At 41.8% G+C, this 25,820-nt stretch carries 20 protein-coding genes; 14 read left to right on the top strand and 6 right to left on the bottom strand.

Annotated features, from left to right (window positions below):
• Nucleotides 1–17: 17 nt before the first annotated feature.
• Nucleotides 18–650: a TetR/AcrR family transcriptional regulator gene (locus OC25_RS03295; protein ID WP_039472018.1), complete on the bottom strand. Its 633-nt coding sequence runs from the start codon at nucleotides 648–650 to the stop codon at nucleotides 18–20.
• 295 nt (nucleotides 651–945) lie between these two features.
• On the opposite strand from OC25_RS03295, the gene OC25_RS03290 reads away from it, so the two are divergent.
• Nucleotides 946–1,644 (top strand): hypothetical protein, encoded by a 699-nt coding sequence (locus tag OC25_RS03290; RefSeq protein ID WP_039471757.1) that lies wholly within the window; start codon nucleotides 946–948, stop codon nucleotides 1,642–1,644.
• Nucleotides 1,645–1,727: 83 nt separating this feature from the next.
• Complete coding sequence (locus OC25_RS03285; protein WP_039471755.1) at nucleotides 1,728–2,783, top strand: glycoside hydrolase family 130 protein; 1,056 nt, start codon at nucleotides 1,728–1,730, stop codon at nucleotides 2,781–2,783.
• A 15-nt stretch (nucleotides 2,784–2,798) separates the two neighbouring features.
• Here the strand turns inward: OC25_RS03285 and arr are convergent, their stop codons facing one another.
• From arr to OC25_RS03275, 3 genes are all read right to left on the bottom strand, one after another.
• On the bottom strand, nucleotides 2,799–3,242 hold the full coding sequence (gene arr / locus OC25_RS03280) for an NAD(+)--rifampin ADP-ribosyltransferase (RefSeq protein WP_039472016.1): 444 nt from the start codon (nucleotides 3,240–3,242) through the stop codon (nucleotides 2,799–2,801).
• Nucleotides 3,243–3,325: 83 nt separating this feature from the next.
• The gene (locus OC25_RS27810) at nucleotides 3,326–3,583 is read right to left on the bottom strand and encodes a hypothetical protein (RefSeq protein WP_156131387.1); all 258 of its coding nucleotides are present in this window, start codon (nucleotides 3,581–3,583) and stop codon (nucleotides 3,326–3,328) included.
• Nucleotides 3,584–3,993: 410 nt separating this feature from the next.
• A complete protein-coding gene (locus OC25_RS03275; RefSeq protein WP_052265924.1) occupies nucleotides 3,994–4,947 on the bottom strand; it encodes a phytanoyl-CoA dioxygenase family protein in 954 nt (317 codons plus the stop codon).
• A 144-nt stretch (nucleotides 4,948–5,091) separates the two neighbouring features.
• Here OC25_RS03275 and OC25_RS03270 point away from each other — a divergent pair, with 144 nt between their 5' ends.
• Together OC25_RS03270 and OC25_RS03265 are read left to right on the top strand one after the other, a co-directional pair.
• Nucleotides 5,092–5,781, top strand: coding sequence for an aspartyl/asparaginyl beta-hydroxylase domain-containing protein (locus OC25_RS03270; RefSeq protein ID WP_052265923.1), 690 nt, complete (start codon nucleotides 5,092–5,094; stop codon nucleotides 5,779–5,781).
• 134 nt (nucleotides 5,782–5,915) lie between these two features.
• Complete coding sequence (locus OC25_RS03265) at nucleotides 5,916–6,671, top strand: hypothetical protein (protein WP_156131386.1); 756 nt, start codon at nucleotides 5,916–5,918, stop codon at nucleotides 6,669–6,671.
• Between the two features lie 77 nt (nucleotides 6,672–6,748).
• On the opposite strand, the gene OC25_RS26670 is transcribed toward OC25_RS03265, so the two are convergent.
• Nucleotides 6,749–7,675, bottom strand: coding sequence for a bifunctional UDP-sugar hydrolase/5'-nucleotidase (locus OC25_RS26670; protein WP_052265921.1), 927 nt, complete (start codon nucleotides 7,673–7,675; stop codon nucleotides 6,749–6,751).
• Between the two features lie 161 nt (nucleotides 7,676–7,836).
• On the opposite strand from OC25_RS26670, the gene OC25_RS03255 reads away from it, so the two are divergent.
• The 7 genes from OC25_RS03255 (at nucleotide 7,837) to OC25_RS03225 (ending at nucleotide 21,383) form a co-directional block, all read left to right on the top strand.
• On the top strand, nucleotides 7,837–8,373 hold the full coding sequence (locus OC25_RS03255; protein WP_039471751.1) for a phage tail protein: 537 nt from the start codon (nucleotides 7,837–7,839) through the stop codon (nucleotides 8,371–8,373).
• Between the two features lie 12 nt (nucleotides 8,374–8,385).
• A complete protein-coding gene (locus tag OC25_RS03250) occupies nucleotides 8,386–8,934 on the top strand; it encodes a phage tail protein (RefSeq protein ID WP_039471748.1) in 549 nt (182 codons plus the stop codon).
• Nucleotides 8,935–8,958: 24 nt separating this feature from the next.
• Entirely contained in the window at nucleotides 8,959–9,507 is a 549-nt protein-coding gene (locus OC25_RS03245; RefSeq protein WP_039471747.1) for a phage tail protein, read from the top strand.
• 19 nt (nucleotides 9,508–9,526) lie between these two features.
• Entirely contained in the window at nucleotides 9,527–10,672 is a 1,146-nt protein-coding gene (locus OC25_RS03240; protein WP_039471745.1) for an ABC transporter substrate-binding protein, read from the top strand.
• 31 nt (nucleotides 10,673–10,703) lie between these two features.
• Nucleotides 10,704–19,868, top strand: coding sequence for a YDG domain-containing protein (locus OC25_RS03235; RefSeq protein ID WP_039471743.1), 9,165 nt, complete (start codon nucleotides 10,704–10,706; stop codon nucleotides 19,866–19,868).
• A 75-nt stretch (nucleotides 19,869–19,943) separates the two neighbouring features.
• Nucleotides 19,944–20,831, top strand: a complete 888-nt coding sequence (locus OC25_RS03230; protein ID WP_039471741.1) for a PorP/SprF family type IX secretion system membrane protein — start codon at nucleotides 19,944–19,946, stop codon at nucleotides 20,829–20,831.
• 39 nt (nucleotides 20,832–20,870) lie between these two features.
• Nucleotides 20,871–21,383 carry a hypothetical protein gene (locus tag OC25_RS03225; RefSeq protein ID WP_039471739.1) on the top strand — a complete coding sequence of 171 codons (513 nt, stop codon included), beginning with the start codon at nucleotides 20,871–20,873 and terminating at the stop codon, nucleotides 21,381–21,383.
• Nucleotides 21,384–22,563: 1,180 nt separating this feature from the next.
• On the opposite strand, the gene OC25_RS03220 is transcribed toward OC25_RS03225, so the two are convergent.
• Nucleotides 22,564–23,439, bottom strand: a complete 876-nt coding sequence (locus OC25_RS03220; protein WP_039471737.1) for a LysR family transcriptional regulator — start codon at nucleotides 23,437–23,439, stop codon at nucleotides 22,564–22,566.
• A 98-nt stretch (nucleotides 23,440–23,537) separates the two neighbouring features.
• On the opposite strand from OC25_RS03220, the gene OC25_RS03215 reads away from it, so the two are divergent.
• Genes OC25_RS03215 through OC25_RS03205 form a run of 3 tightly spaced genes read left to right on the top strand, consistent with a single transcriptional unit; the run spans nucleotide 23,538 to nucleotide 25,486 of the window.
• Entirely contained in the window at nucleotides 23,538–24,059 is a 522-nt protein-coding gene (locus OC25_RS03215; protein WP_039471735.1) for a GNAT family N-acetyltransferase, read from the top strand.
• A 2-nt stretch (nucleotides 24,060–24,061) separates the two neighbouring features.
• Nucleotides 24,062–24,976 (top strand): DMT family transporter, encoded by a 915-nt coding sequence (locus tag OC25_RS03210; protein WP_082018496.1) that lies wholly within the window; start codon nucleotides 24,062–24,064, stop codon nucleotides 24,974–24,976.
• 6 nt (nucleotides 24,977–24,982) lie between these two features.
• Entirely contained in the window at nucleotides 24,983–25,486 is a 504-nt protein-coding gene (locus OC25_RS03205; protein ID WP_039471733.1) for a GNAT family N-acetyltransferase, read from the top strand.
• Nucleotides 25,487–25,820: the final 334 nt, after the last annotated feature.

The following is a 25,820-nucleotide window of genomic DNA, read 5'->3' as shown; positions in this document are numbered from 1 at the left end:
CAGGCAGCACAGGTCAGTTATGCATATGCCCAATCGATAATCTGTCTGAAAGTCTTTTTTATTGCTTCCTGATCTTCCGTTTTTTGAATATCGATTCCGCATATTTTACTGCCATTCACCTGGCTAATCAGGGTCATATAATAATTGGCGCTGATTAAAATGGCAACCACCGCCCTGAAATTTTTGTCCTTATCTTTAAAATAGGCATCGGCCAGGTTGGTAAAAAAAGCTTCAGCCAGCTCTTCACGGGCTTCGTTAAGCTCTCTTAATGGTTTCAGGTCCTGGCAAAGCGCCCAGGTTATGATACTACGCATTTCAGCATTTTCCATTAACGCATCAAACTGTTGTTCCAATATATCGCAGGTTGCTGCTTTGCCAATATCTGCTACATTTTCAGGGATAGCCTGCTCAATTTGTTCGGTGTTAGATGCCCAGAAATCCCTGGTGTTCAGGTATTCTTTTACCAAACCTTCCATACCACCAAAGTAATCGTAAATTAACTTACGGTCGATTTTAGCCTTTGCTGCAACTTTGCTGACATTAAGACCGGTAAATCCTTCTTTAACCAGGATTTTACCTACAGCCGAGATCATTGCTTTTTTTGTACGCTCTTTGTTTCTTAAAGGGCCGTCAGTAGTTTTCCGGGTCATGGGAGGGTTTGGTTTTACATTGCAATTTGCAAAATTTTTAGATTTTAATGCAGTAAAACGCGGTATGTTTTTAATGTGGCACTGGTAGGATAAATTTGATTTGAAGATGGTGTTTTGCGGCGTATTGTATTGTTGAAAAACATTCCGGATGTTTTTTTTTGAAATTTGGTTTTTTAAACCTGAGTTTTTAACATTGCAACGCAAAATTATACTCCTTTATAACTGTTTTTGAGCATAAATGTGTATGTTAATTTTTTTATACCGGAATAATTCTTCAGTAAATACTGTTAAGTAAATGATCGCTAAATTTTCAGATAACCATCAAATTGGCCTGGTGGCTACTTTTGCTGAACTGACGGCTTCTAATTTTCAGGGAACAATTAACGCTTTGTGCTGGTACAGGGAACTGGATGGCGATTTTAAAGAAATTGTGGCTAAACTTCAGTTGGATCAAAATATTACAGAAATTTCTGCCAAAGATCTTTTATCACTTGAACTTACTGAAATGGGAGATATTGCCCGAAGGATCATCCTAACTGATTTGAAGTTGCTGACTGATTTTGGCGCATCGCCTTCACTCAACCTCATTAAAAATTATCAGCGTGATGAGGAGCTCGATTTCATTTCTACCGATGTATATTCCTATCATGTAGACCGCTCGCCGGTGGCTACTGATACTTTTTTATGTACGTATTATGGCGCATCGAGTGATATTTTGCCGAATGATCAGGCCGAACAGAAAGTTTTAATTCCCGAAATCCGCGAAAAACTTAAAGCCTTACACGATGGCTCCGATGCTGAATTTGAAGAATTTTTGAAGGAATATTTTTTCGATCTGCACTATCAGCCAAAACCCGGTGCTAAACCCACAAATTTAGGCCTGGGGCATCTTTGGAAATTAGCGGTAGATCATCCCCAACAAAAAGTTTTGCCTTGCGTGCATCGGGCGCCTGTTGAAAATGATGGTGAATATCGCTTACTGCTCATTTGTTAATCAGTTAAGGTTTTGCTTACTGTGTTCGAAGGTCAGCAGGTTAAAGTTAAAACATTAACCATCCAGAGGGTGTTCATTAAAACATGAAAGACCTTGCCCACAGATTTGAATCCAACCCGATTTTACTGCCCCGCGATATTACACCCAGCGAAAAATCTTTGCAGGTAATCTATTTACTTAACCCTGGTGTTTTTCGTTTTAAAGGGAAAACCTGGCTGCTTGTACGGGTGGCCGAAAACATTGCACAAAAAGAAGGCTTTGTGTTTTTCCCAACGATGAATGCATCTGGAAAATTGGAAATAGCAGCAGTTGCGCTAAATGATCCTGAATTAATTGCTACCGATGCGCGGGTAATGAACTACCGTGGTCTCGATTATCTCACAACCATTTCCCATCTTAGATTACTGAGTAGTAACGATGGTATAAACTTTACCGAGGAAGAAGGATATCCCGGAATTTTTGGAATGGGTGAACTCGAACGTTTTGGAATTGAGGATTGCAGGGTTGTGAAGATTGACGAAACCTTTTATCTGACCTACACTGCGGTTTCTCCTTCAGGGGTAGGGGTTGGATTGCGAACTACTAAAGATTGGAAAAACTTTTCCCTACCGGTAATGATTTTGCCTCCGCACAATAAAGATTGTGCTTTGTTTGAAGAAAAAATCGACGGGAAGTTTTTTGCCTTACACCGGCCAAGTTCGAAAGAAATTGGTGGTAACTTCATCTGGCTTTGCGATTCGGTAGATGGCGAAAGCTGGGGAAACCACAAATGTATTGTTAAAACCAGGCCGGGTATGTGGGATAGCGCACGTGTTGGGGCAGGGGCTGCACCAATCCGCACCGAAAAAGGTTGGCTTGCCATTTATCACGGTGCCGACCAGTCGCAAAGATACTGTTTGGGTGCTTTTTTGCTCGATTTGGATAATCCGGCTATTGTGTTGGGCAGAACAATAGATCCGATAATGGTTCCTACCGAACCTTACGAGCTCAGCGGATTTTTTGGTCGTGTGGTTTTTACCAACGGGCATGTGGTAAATGGCGACAAGCTTACGATCTATTACGGTGCAGCAGATGAATTTATTTGTGCTGCAGTTTTTTCTATTGCCGAAATTCTGGATGCAACTTTGGCCACTCGCTAAGCATGCTATTCACGCTTATTCCTCAATTGCCATAATCCCTTCTTGTTTAAGCTTTTCAATTCCGGCTTTCATCGTATTAACCTGTTCGGGTGAGTGACTTTCCCATAACTTAACTTCGCCAATAACTCTGAAAGGATGGGTTGAACGGTAAGACATCGTCGGATTACCGGGGAATTTTTTATCAGTTACATTGGGATCATCTTCAAGTGGCCCCGTAGCCTCTACCAGGTAAATGCGCTCAGGTCCACTGCCCGAGGCCAGTTCTGCACCCCATATTGCGGCGTGTAAGGTTGCCGACAAGTAAATGTGCTTCAGTTTTTTATCTACAAAGTTCGATTGATATCCGGTTGTAATCAGATCTCCGGGTTTTAAATCTGCTTTTGTTCCATGAAAAAAAGTTTGGGTAAAGGCTTGTGCTGCTGGTGATTGATGTTCTTGTTCCTGATTGTTATTTTTCATGGTGTGGTTGTTTAAAGTATAGATGTTTATGGTGGTGAGCAGCTTTAAAATTAAAAAAAATAATGGAAAGCACATGGCGATGCTTATTTAGCTATAATCTGGTTCCCTTTGTTGAAGGGGGGAATAAAAATCAGCCACGGATGCACAGAAAACACGGATGATTTTGATGTTTCTGTATTTGCTATAAAACTGTGCTTTATGTACTCTGCATTTTTTCTCTGTAGCCCTCTGTGGTAAAAAACAGCTTTGCGTCCTTCGCGTTTCTTCTTTGCAAACTTTGCGGTTAAATCAGCCACGGATGCACGGAAAACACGGATGATTTTGATGTTCTGTAGTTGCAATAAAACTGTGCTTTGTGTGCTCGGTGTTTTTTCTCTGTACTCTTTGTGGTAAAAATGACTTTGCGTCCTTTGCGTTTTTTCTCCGCGCCCTTTGCGGTTAAAGCCATGGATGCACGGAAAACACGGATGATTTTGATGTTTCTGTATTTGCTAAAAACTGTGCTTTGTGTACTCGGTGTTTTTCTCTGCTCTCTTTGTGGTAAAAATGACTTTGCATCCTTCGCGTTTTTTCTCCGCGCCCTTTGCGGTTAAAGCCACGGATGCACGGAAAACACGGATGATTTTGATGTTTCTGTATTTGCTATAAAACTGTGCTTTGTGTACTCGGTGTTTTTCTCTGTAGCCTTCTGTGGTAAAAAACAGCTTTGCGTCCTTCGCGGTTTTTCTTTGCGAACTTTGCGGTTAAAAAGCTAGTTTACCTCATTAAAACTCACATACTGAACAAATCTTGGCAAATCAGAACAATTCGGGCTAGCCGCATGAGGAAGCGACTCTAACCAAACAATTAAATCGCCCTTTTTTCCTTCAACAGGAATTTCAAGTCCTTTGTTGCGTAAATCTGCTATTGCGCTTTCTGGATGGTCGAATTGGGATAGGTAGTCATCAATCTGATGATGAAAGCCTGGAATTAAAGTAAAAGCGCCTCTGTTGGCCGGAACATCATTCAGATACAATAAGCCCTGAATGTAATATCTGTGACCTATTTCGAAATTAATATCCCAATGCAACGGACTGCCTTTAAAAGTGAAATGCTGATTTACCGGGGGATTATAACTTACTTTTTCGCAATTGCCTAAAATGTTATTGTGACCATACAAACTGCTAAAAACTGCTTTAAGTGGAGTGTTATTGCGAATATTTGCAATGGCTTCATCCTGATATTTCTGTAACATTAAGCCCTGTAATAACTCATGTTGCGGATACCAGGTTGCAGCATCTGCTAAATCGATATTCAGGGTTTGGCAAATCAGGTCGGTTACGGCATCACAGTCTTGTTCTTTAATTAGTTTTTCTATTTTGAGATAGCCATTCGTATTCCAGAAAGCGTGCTGTTCGGCTGTCAATACATCAATAAAACCAGTCTCGTTCAGGTTATTTTTGCCATTTTGCAGCTCGTTGAATTGAAATGATGCGGTATCGAAAAAATCCTGCCCTTTCACATCGATAATCCATTGCGTAAAATGATTGCTGTCTATGCATTTGGTGTATAAAAAATCATAAACTTCAAATAAACCCAGTTGAAATACATTCAGGAAAAGCTGTTCTGTTTGTGTAAAAGATTCGTCTGTTTGTCTTTGAGGATGGCTGGGATGATGATGAAGCCGGTAAACATCGAGAAACGGTGATATAGAAGAATTGTGCATATAGCGCTTGAGCAAGTTAAATCAAGTCAATACTAAGATTAAAATTGCAATTTTAAAAATAGCTGTAGGTTTTAGAAAGAAAAACCAGTTAAAATATTTGCGCATTAAAAAACAATAACTAATATTACGGCAAACATCCCGACCTTGCTAAAATACATTCAGTTTAACCAAAATTATAATGTTTCGTTGCTTAAAGCCGAACTGACCATTGCTTTACAGCAAAGCTGGGTAGATCATTTCAATAAGCAAGATTACGAAGGAAACTGGCAAAGTATTGCCTTACGTTCTGCAAGCGGAAAAGAACAGGATATTTCTGCGCATTATGGGGTAGATCATCATCAGGATACACCGCTGCTAAACCAACTGCCTTATATTCAATCCATCATAGAAAAATGGAAATGCCCAAAACATGCTATTCGCTTACTCGCTTTACATCCCGGGGCAGAGATTAAACCTCACCGTGATCGTGGCTGTAATTATGAAGGAGGAGTGCTTAGAATTCATATTCCCATCCAAACCAACAATGAGCTTAAGTTTATGGTAGGCGGGGAGCAACTCAAACTGGCAGAAGGTTCTTGCTGGTACATCGATTTCGATCAAACCCACAGTATTATTAATGCAGGTGAAAATGTTCGTGTACATCTGGTAATCGATGCTTTGAGAAACGAATGGACTGATCGTTTATTCCAAGCTTATGGCTATGATTTTGAAGCAGAAAAGCAAGGGCAGGCCTTAGATCAGGCTACAACCTTAAGAATGATTGAAGAACTGGAACGCATGGATACGCCGGCGGCAAAAGAATTGGTGGTACAACTGAAAAAAGCTTTGAAGTGAGCACACTGGTTAACTGGATTCCGTATAAACTGAGCTATCAGGACAATGATTGGCAACTTTTGTGGCTGGATTTGCAGGAAAAGCATATTGAAGAGCCTTTTTTTGATGAAACCATTCGGTTTTGCCGGTTGCGTATGAAAGAAAGATCTGAATATATACCTGCAAGCAGTTTAGATTTTTTAATAGAAGCAGCGAAGGATGTGGACTCGATAGCTCCAGGTGCATTTATTTTTCATGTATCCAGATGCGGTTCGACTTTATTATCACAAGCTTTGGCTACTGCTGAAACAAATATTGTTTATCCGGAGGCTCCCTTAATTGATGAAATTTTACGGATGCAGGAACAAGATCCTGCTATAACAGCAGAACAACAGGAACTCTGGTTTAAATCTGCAGTTGCTTTAATGGGCCAAAAGAGAAAAGCAGGGTATGAACAGCTATTTATCAAATTAGATAGCTGGCACATTCATTTTTACTCCTTGTTAAGGAAATGGTATCCTGATACACCCTTCTTTTTTCTTTCGAGAGAGCCAAATGCTGTAATTGCTTCACATCATCATAGGAGAGGGATGCAAGCCGTTCCTGGAATGATTAATTCAGAAATTTTAAAAATCGATATTCAGGAGCGACATAATCAGGATTTTAATTTATTTACAGCAGAAGTAATTGCCGGGTATTACAGAGCCCTACAAGAAATTATTACCGTTAGTGATCCTAATAATACCTTTTTCGATTATGGTTGGGGGGTAAAATCGCTGCTTATCTGTTTTTTTAAATCGGTAATGCAGGAAGATTCAGTAGATGATAAGCCTGAGCTTAAAAATTATGCTGTAGCTGAAGCAGCTTACAAAAGTTTGTTAAGACATCTGGTCGCAATAAAGATCCAATAATATTAAAAAATAAGATCTGAGCATTTTTATGTTCGTTCTTACCCGTTCGCAGAAACAGGTAAGAACGAATAGAGTAGTTAAACTACATCAGATGTTAATTGGTGATATAATTTTTGAGCCTGGAGTGAGTTTTTCTTAAAGGGAGAGCCTGGGATCAGGTACTGATGGTCGAAATGATTACGTACTTTATCCGTATTGTATCCAAAAGTTGTTTTTCCAAGAAGCATTCCATTATAACTGGAAGCGCTTACAATTACTTCACCCTGATTTGCATTGCGCAAAACTAAGGCGCCATTTTGTATTTTTTCGCCTTTAGCACCAATAATTAAGTCTATATGTTTAGAAGCAGCTGCTAAACCCTGGTTGTTAAATTTTTTGTCTGTTGCATTAAGTGCAGAAAGGCAAATAACCAAATCGCAGGCTTCCTGCTCTTTTAAATATTTAGTCATTTTATTAACACGGTTGTAAGGATCATGAAAGGTTAAACCAGCAGTGTTAACTTCGGCACAAACACCCGTAATACCAACTTTAAGTTTGCCAGAGTAGACAATAAAATAAGGTTTAACTTTTGTTGAGGCCTCGAATGTATAGTTACAATTTACAACAGGAAAATTGGTCTCAGAAATGAGTTGCTCGAGTTTTGCAGCGCCAAGCATCAGTTCGTTTGTTCCAATTGTTGCTGCATGATAACCTGTTTTATTCATCTGGTAAACCATGTCAGACGAGCATGATTGGCTCGTGAAATTGCCGGCATCTAATATTAAACCAGCCGTTTCAGATTGATTAATTGTACTACGGATTTCCTGAAGTCCGCCTATTAAATTGGCATTGCGATTAACATTTCCATTCAATTCTGTAGTATGAAAAATACTAATGTTATTGCCTTTAGTTAAGTTGTTAATGGATTTGTGAATTGCACTAAAAGATTCGATTGGGGAACTTAAAAATGCTGTTCCGGCCAGTAGGGAGGCATTTTTAAGGAATGACCTGCGTTTAAATTGCATAAGGCGTAAATAATTTGATGTAAATATTGTGAAAAAAAAATGAATAAAATGCATAACAACGAAACAAATACTTAAATATTGTGATTTTGATATTTTTTTTGCTAGTTGTGAAAACTTTCCTTTACATTTACACACATAAATCATCCCAAACTCTCAACATCATGCCAGCAGACGATCAATACCTCGGCGAGGTGAGCATTGTATCATTTAATTTTGCCCCACGAGGTTGGGCAATGTGTAATGGACAATTACTACCCATACAACAAAATCAAGCACTGTTTTCTATTTTAGGAACCACCTATGGTGGAAACGGTGTAACCACTTTTGCACTCCCTGATTTTAGAGGTAAAGTGCCCATGCATTGGGGAAATAACATTGTGTTGGGGCAAACAGGGGGTGCTGCCACCCATACCCTTACAACAGCAGAAATGCCTCAGCATGCTCACCTTGTTACACCTGGTGAGGTAAAGGCAAAAACAGGTACGGTAGCTAATCAGACGGCCCCCGAGAATAATTATTTTGCCGAGAATACTGCTGAAACAAAAAGGTTTACTAATGTTCCGGACACCAGTATGGGAAATATTGCACCCATTACTACAGCTGTAATTGGTGGTAGCCAGCCGCACACCAATATGCAGCCTTACACAGTACTCAATTTTATTATTGCCCTTCAGGGTATTTTTCCTTCACGAAATTAATTAAAACGAATTATGCCATCAGAAGCTTTTGTAGGCGAAATATTTATGTTCGCCGGTAATTTTGCACCAGTAAATACAGCACTTTGCAATGGTCAGTTGCTACCAATATCTCAAAATACCGCATTGTTTTCTTTGTTAGGTACATATTATGGTGGAAATGGAATGAGTAATTTCGCCTTACCTAACTTGCAGGGCTCGGTACCGCTAGGGCAGGGGCAAAGTAATACCGGATCAATATATGATCTTGGTCAGACATCAGGTTCAACCAATGTAACCTTGCTTTCAAGCGAAATGCCTTCACATACGCACACTTTACAGGTGGCTATAGGCACAGGTACCACTCCGCTAACTGCTACTGCTATAGGGTCTTTTCCGGCAAATGCAGCGCCAACTAACCTATATTCCAATACCGCAGGTGCTAATTTTATGACCCCGCTTAATGTTACCTTAAATTCAACAACCGAATTTGTAGGTAATAGCTTACCACACAATAATATGCAGCCGTATTTAGCAGTATCATTTGTTGTGGCCTTACGGGGAGTATTTCCGGCTAGAAGTTAAACTAATTAATAAATAAAAGAAATTATGGCAACACCATACGTTGGAGAAATTAGAATGTTTGGAGGCAATTTTGCCCCTGCAGGATGGGCTTTATGTAGCGGTCAGTTACTTTCTATTGCAGAAAATGATGTATTATATAACTTGATAGGTACCACTTATGGTGGGGATGGGCAGACTACTTTTGGACTGCCTAACCTAAACGGACGCGTACCTGTACACATGGGTACGTCGTCAGGAGTAACTTATACAATAGGACAGATGGCTGGAGTCGAATCGGTTACCTTAACTGTGAATCAAATGCCCGCCCATCAACATACCATTAACGGGGAGTTAACACTCATGACCCGCGGTGATTCTTCAGGTAACTTTTCTTCTCCTGATAATCACGCGATAGGAATTGCACCCTTGAAGAAATTTTTCAGTAAAACTTCGAGCGGGTTAAAGATGGCACCACTTGCTTCTACAACATCGCTCGCACCACAGGGAGGTTCGCAACCACACAATAATATGCAGCCTTATTTAGCAATAAATTTTATCATTTCTTTATTCGGCGTTTATCCTACATCAAACTAATCAGGTAAATATAAAACAAATGAAAGTAGGTTTATTATTACCTCGTTCTACTACCCATCCACTAATTGCTTTTAGCTTTATGGATGGGATTCATGCGTTTTTGGAGCAACATGGCCTGACGGGTGAAATTGCCTTGATAACTGCAAATATCGGATTTGGCATAGATGAATTGATAATCGAACAAAAAGCCGAGGAACTATTCATGCAGCATCAGGTAGATTTGCTGGTTGTTTATGCCGATTTTCCGGTTATTGAGGGGTTATTTCCACTGGTTAAAGCCCTAAACAAATTATTGATTGTGGTTAACCATGGTGCTAAATACCCTCAAACCTGGGAGGGACATCCAAATGTAATTCACCATCATTTAAGTAGCGCATTAGGAAGCTGGTGTACCGGCGAAAAGATTACAAAAGAACACCAGAAAGCAGCTTTCATCAGCTCTTATTATGATGGGGGTTATTCGTTGTGCCACGCCATTTCAACTTCCTTTTCAAGTACCGGCGAAAAAATCGGCTTTAATTTAGTTGGCCACCAGTTAAAAAGTAACTTCGATGCTTCACCATTGGTATCCTTTTTAGCTCAGGATGAAGAAATAAAAGCATTTTTAACCGTATTAAGCGGAGAACTTGTTGCCGAGATTCACAGCCAGATAAATAAAACAAAAGTTAATACGGCTGTTACTTTCTATGGAAGTCCGGTAATGGTAGAGGAATCGGGGGCCTTAACCGATACCGTTAATTGTTTTGATGTTGAAGGCTTTACATCCTGGTTTCTTCATAATCCTTTAGCTGAGAATGAGCAGTATTCTGCTGCATTTCAAAGCCGCACAAGCCGGGTACCAGATAGCTTTGGCGTATTGGGCTGGGATACTGCCCTAATTCTTGAGGCCATTGCAGGTGTACGTAAAAACGGTACCAATGATCCTCAAAACATAATTAAATTACTTTCCGATAAAAAACTTACCGGGGCCAAAGGAACGATGCAATTGCATACCGGTAGTCACCAATACATAAATCCGTTGTATTATGTCAATATTACGGCAGGAGAAACACAACACCTTCAAACGCTTAACCTCGATGCAGTAGAAGCATCTTTTAACAGAATGATCGAGCAGAAAATAGTAGGGATTTCAACAGGATGGTTGAATACTTACCTCTGCTCATAAAAATATTAATTATCCCAAATCAGCGCTCTCTATGAAAGCACTCTTACGTAAACAACTGTTAAGGTATTTAGTACCTTTTTGTCTGGCTCTATGCTTTGGATTTTCTGCCTCAGCACAATGTACGCTGGGCCCTGGCGATTTAGTCTTTACTGGCTATAATCAGTTAGATGATGGTGTAAATGGCGCCACAGTAGACGACTCTTTCTCTTTTATGATATTGAAAGATATACCTGCTGGCCAGGTTATTTATTTTACCGATCTGGGCTGGACAAGTGCCAATGCTTTTCAACCAGCCGATAAAGGTAGAAGTGATGCCATATTAAAATGGACGGCGGATGTAGCATACACTGCAGGTACCGAGGTGATTGTTACCTGTAAGTACATCCTTACAGCTAAATCGCGTGCAGGAACTCCCCGCGGTACAATTGCAATACAACAGGATTCTTATAATACTACGGTTTTAAATGTTACACCTGCCGAACATATGAGTTTGGCTGAAATATCTGGAGATCAGTTGTTTGCGTTTGTGAACACTGTTGCCAGTCCTACATTTTTGGCAGGTATCAGTATCAACAGAGACCCCTTAGCAGCTACATACTGGGATGCAACCTTATCTAATACCACTACGGCTGCTGAAAGATCAATGTTACCTGCTGCTCTGGCCAGCGGCGCACAAAATCTGGGTATCAGGCTGGGCGATCCGGGTGATCCTTCATTCCCTGCAGCCCAAATTGCCCGATATAATAAAACTGCAAACTTAAAAACAGGAACAGCTAGTGCATTACTGAATGCTATAAATACCCCCGGTAATTGGGAGATTGAAGGTACTGGTAATCCATGGAACCCTTCTGTTACAGCCGAAGTATATACGGTTATTGGAGTAAGCATTACTACCCATCCTGCCGATCGCAATAATATTTGTCCTGGCACTTCGCCTACCTTTACTGTAGTGGCCAGCAATGTATGCGCTTACCAATGGCAGGAAAGTACTGATGGAACAACATTCAATAATTTAACCGAAGGTGGACTTTACACCGGTACCAAAACCGCTACATTGACTATTACCAACGCCACAACATTGGGAGGTCGTCAATACAGGGTTGTGCTTTCAGGTGCCAATGGTTTAACTTCTAATGCAGCCAACTTAACACTTTTAAATCCTACCTTAACCTTCAATGCTACCCTGGCTGGTGGTACCTATAATACAGCATATAGTCAGACAGCAAATGTTACATCGGGTGGAAGTGGTACTTTTACGTACACAGTAAATTCAGGGGCATTACCTAACGGACTCACCTTAGCATCGGCTACTGGTGTAATTAGCGGAACACCTACTTTGGCCGGTACCTATAATTTTGATATTAAAGCTACCGATAATTGTGCCACAGCCAATACAGGAACAAAATCTTATTCCATTGTCATTGCTAAGGCCAATCAAACCATTACGCTCGCCGATCAGACTAAAACCTATGGCGATGCATCCTTTACATTAACAGCTAATACCGATGGCAATTTGCCAATAACCTACTCCTCAGGAACAACAACTGTTGCCACTATTTCGGGCAATACAGTAACCATAGTAGGTGCAGGTACAAGTGTTATTACAGCCACTCAGGCCGGAAACAGCAATTATAATGCTGCAACTACAGTAACCAAAACCTTAACCGTAAATAAAAAGGATTTAACCCTTACGTTAAATGCAGCGCCGGTAATTACCAAAACTTACGATAACAGTACAACGGCATTTTTGGCTGCAAGCAATTATAACCTAGTGGGAAAAGTAGGGGGAGATATTGTGAGTGCATCAGGTATAGCCAGTTATGATACTCCGGCAGTAGGTAGTGGAAAAACAGTTACTGTCAATACTTTTGCTTTGGCAGGTAGTGCAAAAAATAATTATAACCTTACCACTACAACAGCTTCAACTACTGGTAGCATAACTAAGGCTGATATTAGTGGTACTTTCACCGCGTCGGATAAAACTTATGATGGCAATACCACCACAAGTATATTAACCAAAACCTTAACAGGGGTATTACCTGCAGATGCAAGCGATGTAAACCTGACTGGTGGCACAGCTGCTTTCGGCACAGCCGATGTTGCCAATGGCAAAACTGTAACTGCAACTGGCATGACCTTAGGTGGAACGAAAGCGGCTAACTATAACTTAACGGGTGTTGCAACCACCACAGCTAACATTACCAAGCTTGATATCAGCGGTACCTTTACTGCCTCTGATAAAGCTTACGATGGGAATGCAAATGCTACGATTTCAGGCCGAAGTTTAGTAGGCGTATTACCTGCCGATGCAGCAACAGTAAGTTTAACAGGTGGTACAGCTACATTTAGTGATGAAATAGTAGGAGTAGGAAAAACGGTTACAAGCACAGGTATGGCACTTGCGGGAACCAAAGCAGGTAACTATAACTTAACAGGCGTAGCAACAACCACTGCAAGTATTTCAAAACTGAACATTACCGGAAGCTTCACTGCTGATAACAAAGCTTACGATGGCAATACCACAGCAAGTATTTTAACAAGAAGCTTAACAGGTGTGCTGGCCGGTGATCTTGCCGATGTTACTTTAACTGGCGGAACTGCTACTTTTAATACAGCTGATGTTGCCAATGGTAAAACAGTTACCGCTACAGGAATGACTTTAACGGGAACAAAAGCAGGTAATTATAACTTAAACAGCGTAACTACTACTACAGCTAACATTACAGGTTTAACCTTAACCGGTAATTTTACTGCTGATAATAAAGTATACGATGGTAATAATACAGCAACCATTTTAACCAGGACGTTAACTGGGGTGCTTCCGGCTGATGCGGCAAATGTTTCACTAACTGGTGGCTCAGCAACTTTTAATAATGAAAATGTGGCTAATGGTAAAACAGTAACCGCATCGGGCATGACCCTTGGAGGAACTAAAGCTGCTAACTATACCTTATCAACGATTAATACTACTATAGCTAACATTACAGCTAAAGATGTTACAGGTAATTTTACAGCGGGTAATAAAGCTTACGACGGTAACAATACGGCCACGATCTTAACCAGAACACTAACAGGAGTATTACCTGCTGATGCAGCAAATGTATCTGCCACTGGTGGTACTGCTACTTTTAATAATGAAAGTGTTGGTACCGGTAAAACGGTTACCGCAACGGGTATAACTTTAACCGGAACCAGAGCAAGCAACTATAATTTAACTGGGGTTGCTACTGCTACGGCCAACATTACAGGCCTTACTTTAACCGGAGCTTTTACCGCTGATAATAAAGTTTATGATGGCAATACCACAGCAAGCGTATTAACCAGAACGCTAACCGGTGTACTCCCTGCCGATGTGGCTGATGTAAACTTAACAGGTGGTACAGCTGCCTTCGGTACTGCTGATGTAGCAAATGGTAAAACCGTTACAGCAACAGGTATGACTTTAGGGGGAACCAAAGCAGCTAACTATACTTTATCATCTGTGACAACAACCACTGCTGATATTACCAAGAAAGATATCACCGGAACTATAACTGCTGGCAATAAGAGATACGATGGGAATAATACCGCTACGCTTAGCGGCAGGGGATTAGTTGGAGTAGTAGCAGGAGACTTGGCAAATGTAACTGCAGCAGGAGGTACAGCTACTTTTAATAATGAAAATGCAGCAACAGGTAAAACTGTTACTGCAACAGGCATTACTCTTACCGGTACGAAAGCAGGTAACTATAATTTAACTTCAATCGCTACAACTACTGCTGACATTACAGCAAAAGACATTAGCGGAACTTTCACAGCCGATAACAAAGCTTACGATGGCAATACCACAGCGAGTATTTTAACGAGAACCTTAACTGGTGTACTGGCCGGAGATGTTGCCGATGTAACGTTAACAGGCGGAACAGCTACTTTCGCAACAGCTACAGCAGGCACAGGAAAAACAGTTACCGCGACTGGCATGACCTTAGGTGGAGCAAAAGCTGCTAATTACAATTTAACCAGTGTAGCCACAACTACGGCTAATATTACTGGTTTAAGTCTTACAGGTAACTTCACTGCCGACAATAAAGTTTACGATGGAAACAACGCGGCTAATGTATTGACCAGAACCTTAACAGGCGTACTTCCTGCCGATGTGGCTGATGTAACCTTAACAGGTGGCTCAGCTACTTTTGCTGATGCTGATAAAGGAACAGGCAAAACGGTTACTTCAACTGGTATGATCCTGGGAGGTACTAAAGCTGCTAACTATACTTTAGCATCAGTGAATACCACTACAGCCGATATTACTGCAAAAGATATTACGGCAAACTTTACTGCTGGCAATAAAGCTTACGATGGTACTAATGCTGCTACCATTTTAACCAGAACTTTAACAGGTGTACTACCAGCCGACGCATCAAATGTATCTGCCACAGGTGGTACAGCTACTTTCAATAATGAAATTGCCGGTACAGGCAAAACCGTTACTGCAACTGGCTTAACCCTAACCGGAACCAAAGCTGCCAATTATAACTTAACAGGTGTAGCTACTACCACCGCAAATATTACCGGTTTAGCTTTAACCGGTGCCTTTACAGCCGATAATAAAGTTTACGATGGCAATACAACAGCAAGCGTATTAACCAGAACATTAACCGGTGTACTCCCTGCCGATGCAGCTGATGTAAGCCTGACTGGTGGTACAGCTACTTTTGGTACAGCCGATGTAGGTACAGGTAAAACCGTTACTGCAGCAGGTATGACTTTAGGAGGTACCAAAGCAGCTAACTATACCTTATCATCTGTTGCAACAACCACTGCAAACATTACCGGCCTGGCCTTAACGGGTAGCTTTACTGCCGATAATAAAGTATATGATGGTACCAATGCCGCAACAATATTAACCAGAACTTTAGCAGGCGTATTACCTGCCGATATTGCAGACGTAACCTTAACTGGTGGTACAGCAACTTTCGGAGGTATCAATACCGGAAATGGTAAAAACGTTACTTCAACCGGTATGGTATTAACTGGTGCTAAAGCTGGTAACTATACTTTATTTGCTGTAAATACCACAACAGCTAATATTACACCAAAAGATATCACCGGAACCTTCACTGCTGCTAACAAAGCATACGATGGTAATACTACAGCAAGTATCTTAACCAGAAGTTTGACCGGCGTAGTGCCAGCTGACGTTGCTGATGTATCTTTAATTGGAGGTACAGCTACTTTTGCAACTGCAACTGCAGGCACAGGCAAAACGGTTACTTCAACCGGAATGACTTTGGATGGAACCAAAGCCGAAAACTATAACTTAACCGGCGTGGCTACAACTACAGCCAATATTACCGGACTGGCCTTAACAGGTAACTTTACGGTTAGCAATAAAGTGTACGATGGTACCACCAATGCAGTAATTTTAACCAGAACCTTAACAGGTATATTGGCTGCTGATGCTGCCGATGTTACTTTGACAGGAGGTTCAGCAACATTTGCCGATGCCGATAAAGGAACCGGTAAAACGGTTACTGCTACCGGAATGACTTTGGGCGGAACCAAAGCTGCCAACTATACTTTGGGTAGTGTAAATACAGCAATTGCCGATATAACCGCTAAAGACCTTACTGCGAGCTTCACTGCCGACAATAAAGTGTACGATGGCAATGCTACTGCCAACATTTTAACCAGAACCTTAACAGGTGTATTGGCCGCTGATGTTGCTGATGTAACGGTTAGCGGAGGTACAGCAACCTTCAATAACGAAAGCGTAGGTACAGGCAAATCTGTAAATGCATCAGGTTTGGTATTGGCAGGAGCTAAAGGAGGTAATTACAATATCACAACTGTAAATGCAACTACTGCAAACATCACTGCTAAAAACATCAGTGGTAACTTTACTGCCGATAATAAAGTGTACGATGGTAACACCACAGCAACCGTATTAACCAGAACCTTAACTGGTGTACTGGCCGGAGATGTAGCAGATGTTACCTTAACCGGTGGTACAGCAAGTTTTGCTACAGCCAGTGTAGGCACAGGTAAAACGGTTACTTCGACAGGTATGGCCATTACAGGTGCAAAAGCAGCTAACTATAGCCTAACTGGTGTGGCTACTACTACAGCCAACATTACTGGTTTAACCATTACCGGAAACATTACAGCTGCAAATAAAGTGTACGATGGATCGGCTAATGCCACCATTTTAACCAGAACCTTAACAGGTGTGCTGGCTGCTGATGCTGCAGATGTAACTTTAAGCGGCGGAACAGCAACTTTTGCCGATGCCAACAAAGGCACAGGTAAAACCGTAACTGCAACAGGCTTAGCTTTAACAGGTGCTAAGGCTGCTAACTATACTTTAGCTTCAGTAGGTACTACCACCGCCGATATTACTGCAAAAGATATCGCCGGTAACTTTACTGCCGATAACAAGGTTTATGATGGTAATACCACTGCGAGTATCTTAACCCGTACCTTAACAGGTGTACTGGCCGGAGATGTAGCAGATGTTACCTTAACCGGAGGAACAGCAAGTTTTGCCACTGCCAGCATTGGTACCGGTAAAACTGTAACTTCAACAGGTATGAGCCTTTCTGGTTCAAAAGCAGCTAACTACAACTTAACAGGTGTAGGTACTGCTACTGCAAACATCACAGGTTTAACCATTACCGGTAACTTCACAGCAGATAATAAAGTGTACGATGGCAATGCCACTGCTACTGTGTTAACCAGAACTTTAACAGGCGTATTGCCAGCTGATGCAGCTGATGTTACCTTAACAGGCGGTACTGCTAGCTTTGCCGATGCGAATAAAGGTGCTGGTAAAACGGTTACAGCTGCTGGTATGACTATAACCGGTACCAAAGCGGCTAACTATACTTTATCTTCTGTAGCTACTACAACAGCCGATATTACCGCAAAAGATATTGCCGGTAACTTCACTGCCGATAGCAAAGTTTACGATGGCGCTACCACAGCAAATATCCTTACCAGAACCTTAACTGGCGTGTTAGCTGCCGATGTGGCCGATGTTACTTTAACCGGCGGAACAGCAAACTTTGCCAATGCAAACGTAGGCACAGCTAAAACGGTATCGGCTACAGGATTGACTTTAACCGGAGCCAAAGCTGCCAATTACAATTTAACGGGCGTAGCTAATACAACCGCTAACATTACTGCAAAAAATATTGCAGGTGCATTTACAGCCGATAATAAAGCTTATGATGGTAACACCACCGCAACTATTTTAACCAGAACATTAACTGGCGTAATTACGGCCGATATAGCCGATGTAACCTTAAGCGGTGGTACAGCAAGTTTTGCTGATGCCAACATTGGTACAGGTAAAACGGTAACTTCAACAGGTATGGTTTTAGCGGGTTCAAAAGCTGCCAACTATAACTTAACCGGAGTAGCTACCACAACAGCTAACATTGGCGTTAAAACCATCACCGGATCATTCACCGCTGATAATAAAGTTTACGATGGCAACACTACCGCTACTGTATTAACCAGAAGTTTAGCCGGTGTTTTAACTGCCGACGCTGCTGATGTTACCTTAACAGGTGGAACCGCAAGCTTTGCCGATGCTAATGTAGCTACAGGTAAAACGGTAACTTCAACAGGTATGGCGCTTACTGGTGCAAAAGCTGCTAACTACAGCTTAACCAGCGTAGCCACCACAACTGCTGCCATTACTGCAAAAACAGTTAACGGAAGCATTACTGCCAGCAACAAGGTTTACGATGGTACTACTACTGCTGCCATTACAGGCAGAACCTTAACCGGTGTATTAACTGCTGATGTTGCCGATGTAAGCTTAACAGGCGGAACAGCAACCTTTGCCGATAAAAACGTGGGCACTGCGAAAGTGGTAACAGGCGCAGGCTTGTTATTATCGGGAGCTAAGGCTGCCAACTATACTTTGGCCAGCGTGGCAACTACAACTGCAAACATCAGTGTAAAACCAATTACGGTTACTGCCGATGCTAAGACAAAAGTGTATGGCGCAGCAGATCCTGCATTAACCTATACTTTATCTGCAGGTGCACTAGCTACCGGCGATAACACCACAGGTGCATTGAGCAGGGCAGCAGGCGAGGTTGTAGGTACTTATGCCATTGCACAAAATACACTTAGTGCAGGTAGCAATTATACTATTACCTACGTACCGGCTAATCTCGAAATTACCAGAAAAGCATTGGTAATTACGGCCGACAATAAAAACAAAAACTTTGGAGCAGCTAACCCTGCACTTACGGCAAGTTACAGTGGTTTTGTGGGTACTGAAACTGCAGCAGTTTTAACCAGTCCGGTAGTGTTAAGTACAACCGCTACTACCACATCATCAGCAGGTAATTACCCAATTACAGCTAGCGGTGCAGCTGCGGCAAACTATAGCATTACTTATGTTGCAGGTACCTTAACCATTAACCCAACTGCACAAACCATTACGTTTGCTGCATTGCCAAATAAGTTAGATACCGATGGTACCTTTACTTTAACAGCAACGGCAAGCTCAGGTTTACCGGTAACTTATACCAGCAGTAATCCAACTGTAGCCAGAATTATTAATGGTAACCAGGTTGAGATCTTGAAAGCAGGTGTAATTAACATTACTGCCAGTCAGGCCGGAAATGCCGATTACCAGGCCGCAACCAATGTGGTGCAGTCGTTCACTGTAATCGAGAACCCGCCACCGGTAATTACCATTACCAGCAACAAGGGTAACAGCATCAGCAAAGGTGAGGTTGCTGTACTTACGGCAAGTGGTGCTTTAACTTATCAGTGGTCAAATGCCAATGGTATCCTTAGCGGACAAAACAATGCTTTATTAACAGTTAGACCATCTCAAACCACCACTTACACGGTTACCGGTTTTAACCAGTACGGTCGTAGCAGCACCAAAACTTTTACCCTCGAGGTAAGGGCCGATTACCAGGTGCTGAATATTATGAACGTTATTACACCTAACGGTGATGGTAAAAACGATACTTGGAAAGTAGAGAATATCGATATGTATCCAAACAATACAGTTAAGGTATTCGACCGTTCAGGAAAGCTTGTGTTTGAAATGAAAGGCTACGACAACAGCTGGGGTGGTACTTTCAGAGGATCGGTATTACCTGAGGGTGCTTACTACTACATCATCGATTTCGGTCCTGGTGTTGGTGTAAGAAAAGGATATATCACCATAGTAGGTCAACAATAAGAGAGATTAATCAGTCATGATCAGTTGAGTATTTAACTATACAAAACTGATCATGGCTTAGCTAAACGTATAAAGATGAAAACAAAAAGAATTTTGATCACTTGCCTGATGCTTGGCATCAGCATGACCACTTTTGCGCAGCTTAACCCTATGGGAAGCATGTACTATCAAAACCTTTACCTAAGCAATCCGGCTATGGCAGGTATTGAAAAAGGATGGGAACTTAACGCAGGTTACAAAGCACAGTGGACCTCAATTGAAGGCGCACCCACCATGCAGGCAGTAACCGCAACTTACGGTACCCAAAGCAACAAAGTAGGAGCTGGATTATCATTTTATAATGAAAACGCAGGAGTGATTCAACGTACCAGTTTAAAAGGTACCTATGCCTATCACTTACCACTTAACAACGAATCAAGCTACCTGGATTTTGGTCTTTCGGCAGGTATTATGAACGAGTGGATCGACTTCAGCAAGATCAGGGGCGACCAGGGCGATATGTCGTTAACAAACTTCAACCAGCGCAAGCTGTATTTCGATGGTGATTTCGGGATTGCTTTCCGCAACCAGAATTTAAATATCCAGGCGGCACTACCCAACATGAAACGTTTCTTTAACCGCGATCTTTCGAGATCAGTGGTAGATAGGGCAACCTATTTTGCTGCGGTAAGCTACAAATTCATCAACCCTAACAAAGTATTAAGTGTAATTGAGCCGAAGTTCAGTTACCGCGGTATTGATAATTACCGTGATATTGTTGATCTGGGCCTAAACACCCAGTTCTGGACCAACAAACTTTTGTTAAGTACCATTTACCACAGCAGCAACAGCGTTTCGGTTGGTGCAGGTACAACTTATCAAAACCAACTGGCTATTTTGGTGATGTATACCACCAATACTTCAGCTTTACAGAATTATGCCAATGGAGAATTTGAAATAGGCTTGAAATACAATTTTAGATAAGAAACCTAAATGCAATTTGGGCATGATTAAATTTTAAGCATGAAATCCTTTTTATCAGAAATCTCACCGATCCTGTCTTTTTTAGACAGGATCGGTTTAGTTTATGAGCTTAGCGAAATCAACAGCCAGACCTTTCTTCCCGGCTTAAAACTCAGTAAGGGCACCTTAATTATCGATCTTAATAAGTTACTTTATCCCGGCGATATTTTGCATGAAGCCGGTCATCTGGCTTGTATGCCACCAACAATCAGGCAAGAAATGAGCGATGATTTAGCCGCTTCCGATCTCCATCAGGGAGGCGAGATGATGGCCATTGCCTGGTCTTACGCAGCCTGTATTCACCTTAATATCGATCCAATAGTTGTGTTTCACAATGATGGATACAGCGCCGGCGGGAAAGCCATAATTGAAAGTTTTAAGCAAGAAATCCCCATGGGAATCCCGCTCTTGCAATGGTGCGGTATGACTTTCGATCATATACAAGCTGAAAAACATCAAACACAACCCTTTCCTCACATGCAGCGTTGGCTATGTGAGTATAGACCTGATTAATACTGGTGGCTTAGCAATTGATACTGGTGGCTTAGCAATTGATACTGGTGACTTAGCAATTAATGCTGGCAGGTTAGCAATTAATGCTGGCAGGTTAGCAACTGATACTGGCGGCTTAGCAATTGATACTGACGGCTAAACAATTGATGCTGGTGGCTTAGCAATTGATACTGGCGGCTAAGCAATTGATACTGGCGGCTAAGCAATTGATACTGGTGACTAAACAATTGATACTGGTAGCTTAGCAATTAATACTGGCAGGTTAGCAATTGATATTGGTGGCTAAGCAATTGATGCTGGCGACTAAGCAATTGATGCTGGTAGCTAAGCAATTGATACTGGTGGGTTAGCAATTGATGCTGGCAAGTTAGCAATTGATAGTGGTATAGTACTTTTTGCTTTTCCTCTCTGCGCACTTTGTGTTTTTTCTCCGCGCCCTTTGCGGTAAAAGCCACGGATACACGGAAGATTTTGTGCCTTAGTAGTTAATTCTGCTTTGTGGCCTCTGTACTTTTTCTCTGCTTTCTCTGTGGTAAAATAAGTCGGAGGTCCGGAGTCAGATGTCGGAAGGCAATATGCATAAAACCTATTCTGCGGTTATCTGTGTAATCTGCGGGGAATAATCTGCATCTGCTTTGTGGCCTTTGCGATTTATCTTTGCGTGCTTTGCGGTTAAACGCCACGGATGCACGGAATGTTTTGTGCCTTGGTGGTTAAATCTGCTTTGTGGCCTCTGTGCTTTTTCTCTGCTTTCTCTGTGGTAAAATAAGTCGGAGGTCCGGAGTCAGATGTCGGAAGACAATATGCATAAAACCTATTCTGCGGTTATCTGTGTAATCTGCGGGAAACAATCTGCATCTGCTTTGCGCCCTTTGCGATTTATCTTTGCGTGCTTTGCGGTTAAAAGCCACGGATACACGGAAGATTTTGTGCCTTAGTAGTTAATTCTGCTTTGTGGCCTCTGTGCTTTTTCTCTGCTTTCTCTGTGGTAAAATAAGTCGGAGGTCCGGAGTCAGATGTCGGAAGGCAATATGCATAAAACCTATTCTGCGGTTATCTGTGTAATCTGCGGGAAACAACCTGCATCTGCTTTGTGGCCTTTGCGATTTATCTCTGCGTGCTTTGCGGTTAAATAGCCACGGATGCACGGAATAACATGGAGAGTTTCTTGTTAATCAGCTTAAACCAATTCAATCTCCAACAGCAGCTTAATAATATTCGCTATAATCGGATTTTCATCATCACTTCTCCAGTTCAGGTAAAGATCGGTTGGATGGGGCAGCTGGATATACCTGATACCCGGCACTGCATGATGGATATACGAATCGGGCAGAATAGCCACTCCCAATTTCCGCCGCACCAGGGCGATAATGGTAGAGCCAAACTCCGAATGCAGGTAAACATTGGGTTGAATTCCAAACGATTTAAACACATTTTTAATAATGCGGTTATAGCTGCTACCCTCATCCTTAACCGGCAAAATAAATTTCTCGGCCACCAGCATTTCGCGCGTTAGCTCATCTATATTTTTAAGCGGATGGTCTTCCGGCACCACCAATGCCAGATGATCGGTATAGATTTTTTTTGAACTAATGCCATCAATGGTGGTCTTATCGCGTGTAATTACCACATCGAGCTTATAGTTAGCCAAAAACTCCTGTTGATTTTCATACATTACCTGTACCAGCTCAATCTGTAGTTTGGGAAATTCTTCATTTATCCGCGAAGTAATTTGCGGTACCAGCGAACCTGAAATAGAATCGGGGTGTGCAATCCTGATGGTACCATATTCGCCCAATTGGATCTGACTGGCAAACTTATGAATGTGGCTGATCTCATTGAACTGCTTCATCCATTTTTCTTTCAAAAACTTGCCCGCTGCAGTAAGCTTTACATTGCGCTTATTGCGGATGAAGAGCTGAATATCCAGTTCCTGCTCTAAAGCCTGTATCTGCCGGCTCAGTGCAGATTGCGTAATGTTCATCTTTGCTGCTGTTTTCCAGAAATGAAGTTCATCGGCCAGGGTTAAAAAGTATTTGATTTGCTGTAAATCCATTATTGCAATTTATGCATTAATAAATGATAAAATAGCATTTTACTGAATTATTGTATGACTTATCTTTGTGCTATTACAAGCCAGCAAACAACATTAAAATGCATCATTCAATAACCATACAGCAGATTGGCCCCTCAGCTATTTTAACCTTGCAGACCATTAGCCGGCAAATCTTCTTAGAAGCTTTTGCCGATACCACCAGCGAGGCCAATATGCAGGCTTATCTCGATTCGAGCTTTTCTTACGATAAATTACTGGCTGAGCTTGAAAATCCCGGCTCAAAGTTTTACTTCGCCCTTTCTGAAGGAAATGTAGTTGGTTATCTAAAACTGAACACCGGAGAGGAACAAACAGAGCAGGAACTGGAAGATGCGCTTGAAATTGAACGTATTTATGTGCTGGCTGCTTTTCATGGCCAAAAAGTAGGACAGGCCCTGTTAAATAAAGCTTTTGAGGTGGCTGAGGAGCTCCAATACAAAAATATATGGCTTGGCGTATGGGAAAATAATCAGCGGGCCATCCGTTTTTACACCAAAGCTGGTTTCGAGGTATTTAACAGTCATATTTTTCGTTTGGGCGATGATGAACAAACCGATCTGATGATGAAAAAACAATTATAAGCATGGGCAAGAAAAATATTTTCCTGGTGTTACTCATTATAGGCACCGCATTTTGGGGCTTATCCTTTTCGATAACCAAATTGTCGATTAGCAACCACTCCCCGCAACTTTTTTTACTTTACCGCTTTATAGGGGCAACACTGGTGCTGGCAGTTGTTTTTCGCAAAAAAATGAAACAGCTGAATTATAAAAGCATACTTTCAGGTGCTTTGCTGGCTATCCCGCTCATGTTAGGCATTGGCTTGCAAACTTTAGGCATTAAGCTCACCACAGCTTCGCAAGCTGCATTTTTAGCCGGAACCACGGTGGTGATTGTGCCCTTATTAAAAATGGCGCTGTATAAGAAAGTGCCACACCTTAAAATCTGGATTGCTGCGGGTTTATCATTAACGGGTTTGTTTATCATTTCGGTTAAAAATGGTTTCGCCATTAACGTGGGCGATTTATTTACCATTGGCGGTGCCATCGGCTTTGCCTATTACCTCATCAGGGTTGAAGAAGAAGCAGCAAAGGTAGATATTGTTGCTACCATTGTACCTATGTTTGCCACCTGTGCGCTGCTTACTTTTGGTGCGGTGATCTGGAGCACTGAAGAAAGCTTGCTGCCGGCCGATAATACTTTTTGGTTGGGGGTTATTTTCTGTTCACTTTTCTCTACTGCCTACATGTATTCTGTATCCAACGTGGCACAACAATATATCAGTGCCGAACGGGTATCCGTAATTTATCTTTTAGAACCGATATTCGGTGCATTTGCAGCAGCTTACCTCATAGGCGAAGTAATTACCTGGCAGCTTTTAATCGGCGGACTATTTATCTTTGCCGGGATGGGCATATCTGAACTCAAACTCAAAGCTTTTAGAAATTTATTCGGACAAACCGCTAAACCAGTAACCACTCATTTGAACGAACATTAAACGGATATGGATACACTAAAATTCAGGAACGCAACTAAAAATGATTTACCCAGGATTGTGGAAATCTATAACACCACTGTACCTACGAGAATGGCAACTGCCGATACTGAACCCGTATCGGTAGCCAGCCGCGAGCAGTGGTTTGATGAGCATGATGCTAACCGGCCGCTCTGGGTAGTAGCAGATGAACAGAACCATACGCTGGCCTGGGTTAGTTTTCAATCTTTTTATGGCCGGCCAGCTTATCAGGCTACTGTCGAGATTAGTATTTATATCGATCCGCAAAGCAGGGGGAAGGGATTGGGCAAAAGAATTCTGGAGTATTGTATTAATGAGGCGCCAAACTACGGTATCAAAACGCTTATTGGATTTATATTTTCGCACAATACACCGAGCCTGCGCTTGTTCGAGCAATTTGGTTTTGAGCATTGGGGGCAATTGCCCAACATCGCAGTTTTGGATGGTGAAGAAAAGAGTTTGACGATATTAGGCAAAAGAATTGCAACATAAGCTTATCTCGATTTTTACCATTAAGAACTTAAGGTCATTAAGTGGATGTAAAAAAGCCACGGATTCACAGATTACTACGGGTTAAATAGCCACGGATGCACGGAATAACAAGGAAGATTTTGGTGTCTTAGTGCTTTGGTGGTTAATTCTTCTTTGTGGCCTTTGTGTTTTTTCTCTACTTTCTCTGTGGTAAAATAAGTCGGAGGTCGGGAGTTAGAGGTCGGAAGACAATATGTATAAAACCTATTCTGCGGTTATCAGTGTAATCTGCGGGAAACAACCTGCATCTGCTTTGCGTCCTCTGCGATTTATCTTTGCGTGCTTTGCGGTTAAA

The sequence above is a fragment of the Pedobacter kyungheensis genome (assembly GCF_000812965.1).
Taxonomy (GTDB): domain Bacteria; phylum Bacteroidota; class Bacteroidia; order Sphingobacteriales; family Sphingobacteriaceae; genus Pedobacter; species Pedobacter kyungheensis.
The sequence above is the reverse complement of the archived record's forward strand: the minus strand, read 5'-3'. Positions and strand labels throughout refer to the sequence as shown.

What these genes read in the sequence shown, in the direction of transcription:
- OC25_RS03285 (WP_039471755.1), top strand. Translation starts at nt 1,728, where the DNA reads ATGAAAGACCTTGCCCACAGATTTGAATCCAACCCGATTTTACTGCCC.
- OC25_RS03255 (WP_039471751.1), top strand. Translation starts at nt 7,837, where the DNA reads ATGCCAGCAGACGATCAATACCTCGGCGAGGTGAGCATTGTATCATTT.
- OC25_RS03240 (WP_039471745.1), top strand. Translation starts at nt 9,527, where the DNA reads ATGAAAGTAGGTTTATTATTACCTCGTTCTACTACCCATCCACTAATT.
- OC25_RS03210 (WP_082018496.1), top strand. Translation starts at nt 24,062, where the DNA reads ATGGGCAAGAAAAATATTTTCCTGGTGTTACTCATTATAGGCACCGCA.
- OC25_RS03250 (WP_039471748.1), top strand. Translation starts at nt 8,386, where the DNA reads ATGCCATCAGAAGCTTTTGTAGGCGAAATATTTATGTTCGCCGGTAAT.
- OC25_RS03245 (WP_039471747.1), top strand. Translation starts at nt 8,959, where the DNA reads ATGGCAACACCATACGTTGGAGAAATTAGAATGTTTGGAGGCAATTTT.
- OC25_RS03235 (WP_039471743.1), top strand. Translation starts at nt 10,704, where the DNA reads ATGAAAGCACTCTTACGTAAACAACTGTTAAGGTATTTAGTACCTTTT.
- arr (WP_039472016.1), bottom strand. Translation starts at nt 3,242, where the DNA reads ATGAAAAATAACAATCAGGAACAAGAACATCAATCACCAGCAGCACAA.
- OC25_RS03290 (WP_039471757.1), top strand. Translation starts at nt 946, where the DNA reads ATGATCGCTAAATTTTCAGATAACCATCAAATTGGCCTGGTGGCTACT.
- OC25_RS03275 (WP_052265924.1), bottom strand. Translation starts at nt 4,947, where the DNA reads ATGCACAATTCTTCTATATCACCGTTTCTCGATGTTTACCGGCTTCAT.
- OC25_RS26670 (WP_052265921.1), bottom strand. Translation starts at nt 7,675, where the DNA reads ATGCAATTTAAACGCAGGTCATTCCTTAAAAATGCCTCCCTACTGGCC.
- OC25_RS03205 (WP_039471733.1), top strand. Translation starts at nt 24,983, where the DNA reads ATGGATACACTAAAATTCAGGAACGCAACTAAAAATGATTTACCCAGG.
- OC25_RS03225 (WP_039471739.1), top strand. Translation starts at nt 20,871, where the DNA reads ATGAAATCCTTTTTATCAGAAATCTCACCGATCCTGTCTTTTTTAGAC.
- OC25_RS03265 (WP_156131386.1), top strand. Translation starts at nt 5,916, where the DNA reads ATGAAAGAAAGATCTGAATATATACCTGCAAGCAGTTTAGATTTTTTA.
- OC25_RS03215 (WP_039471735.1), top strand. Translation starts at nt 23,538, where the DNA reads ATGCATCATTCAATAACCATACAGCAGATTGGCCCCTCAGCTATTTTA.
- OC25_RS03295 (WP_039472018.1), bottom strand. Translation starts at nt 650, where the DNA reads ATGACCCGGAAAACTACTGACGGCCCTTTAAGAAACAAAGAGCGTACA.
- OC25_RS03230 (WP_039471741.1), top strand. Translation starts at nt 19,944, where the DNA reads ATGAAAACAAAAAGAATTTTGATCACTTGCCTGATGCTTGGCATCAGC.
- OC25_RS03220 (WP_039471737.1), bottom strand. Translation starts at nt 23,439, where the DNA reads ATGGATTTACAGCAAATCAAATACTTTTTAACCCTGGCCGATGAACTT.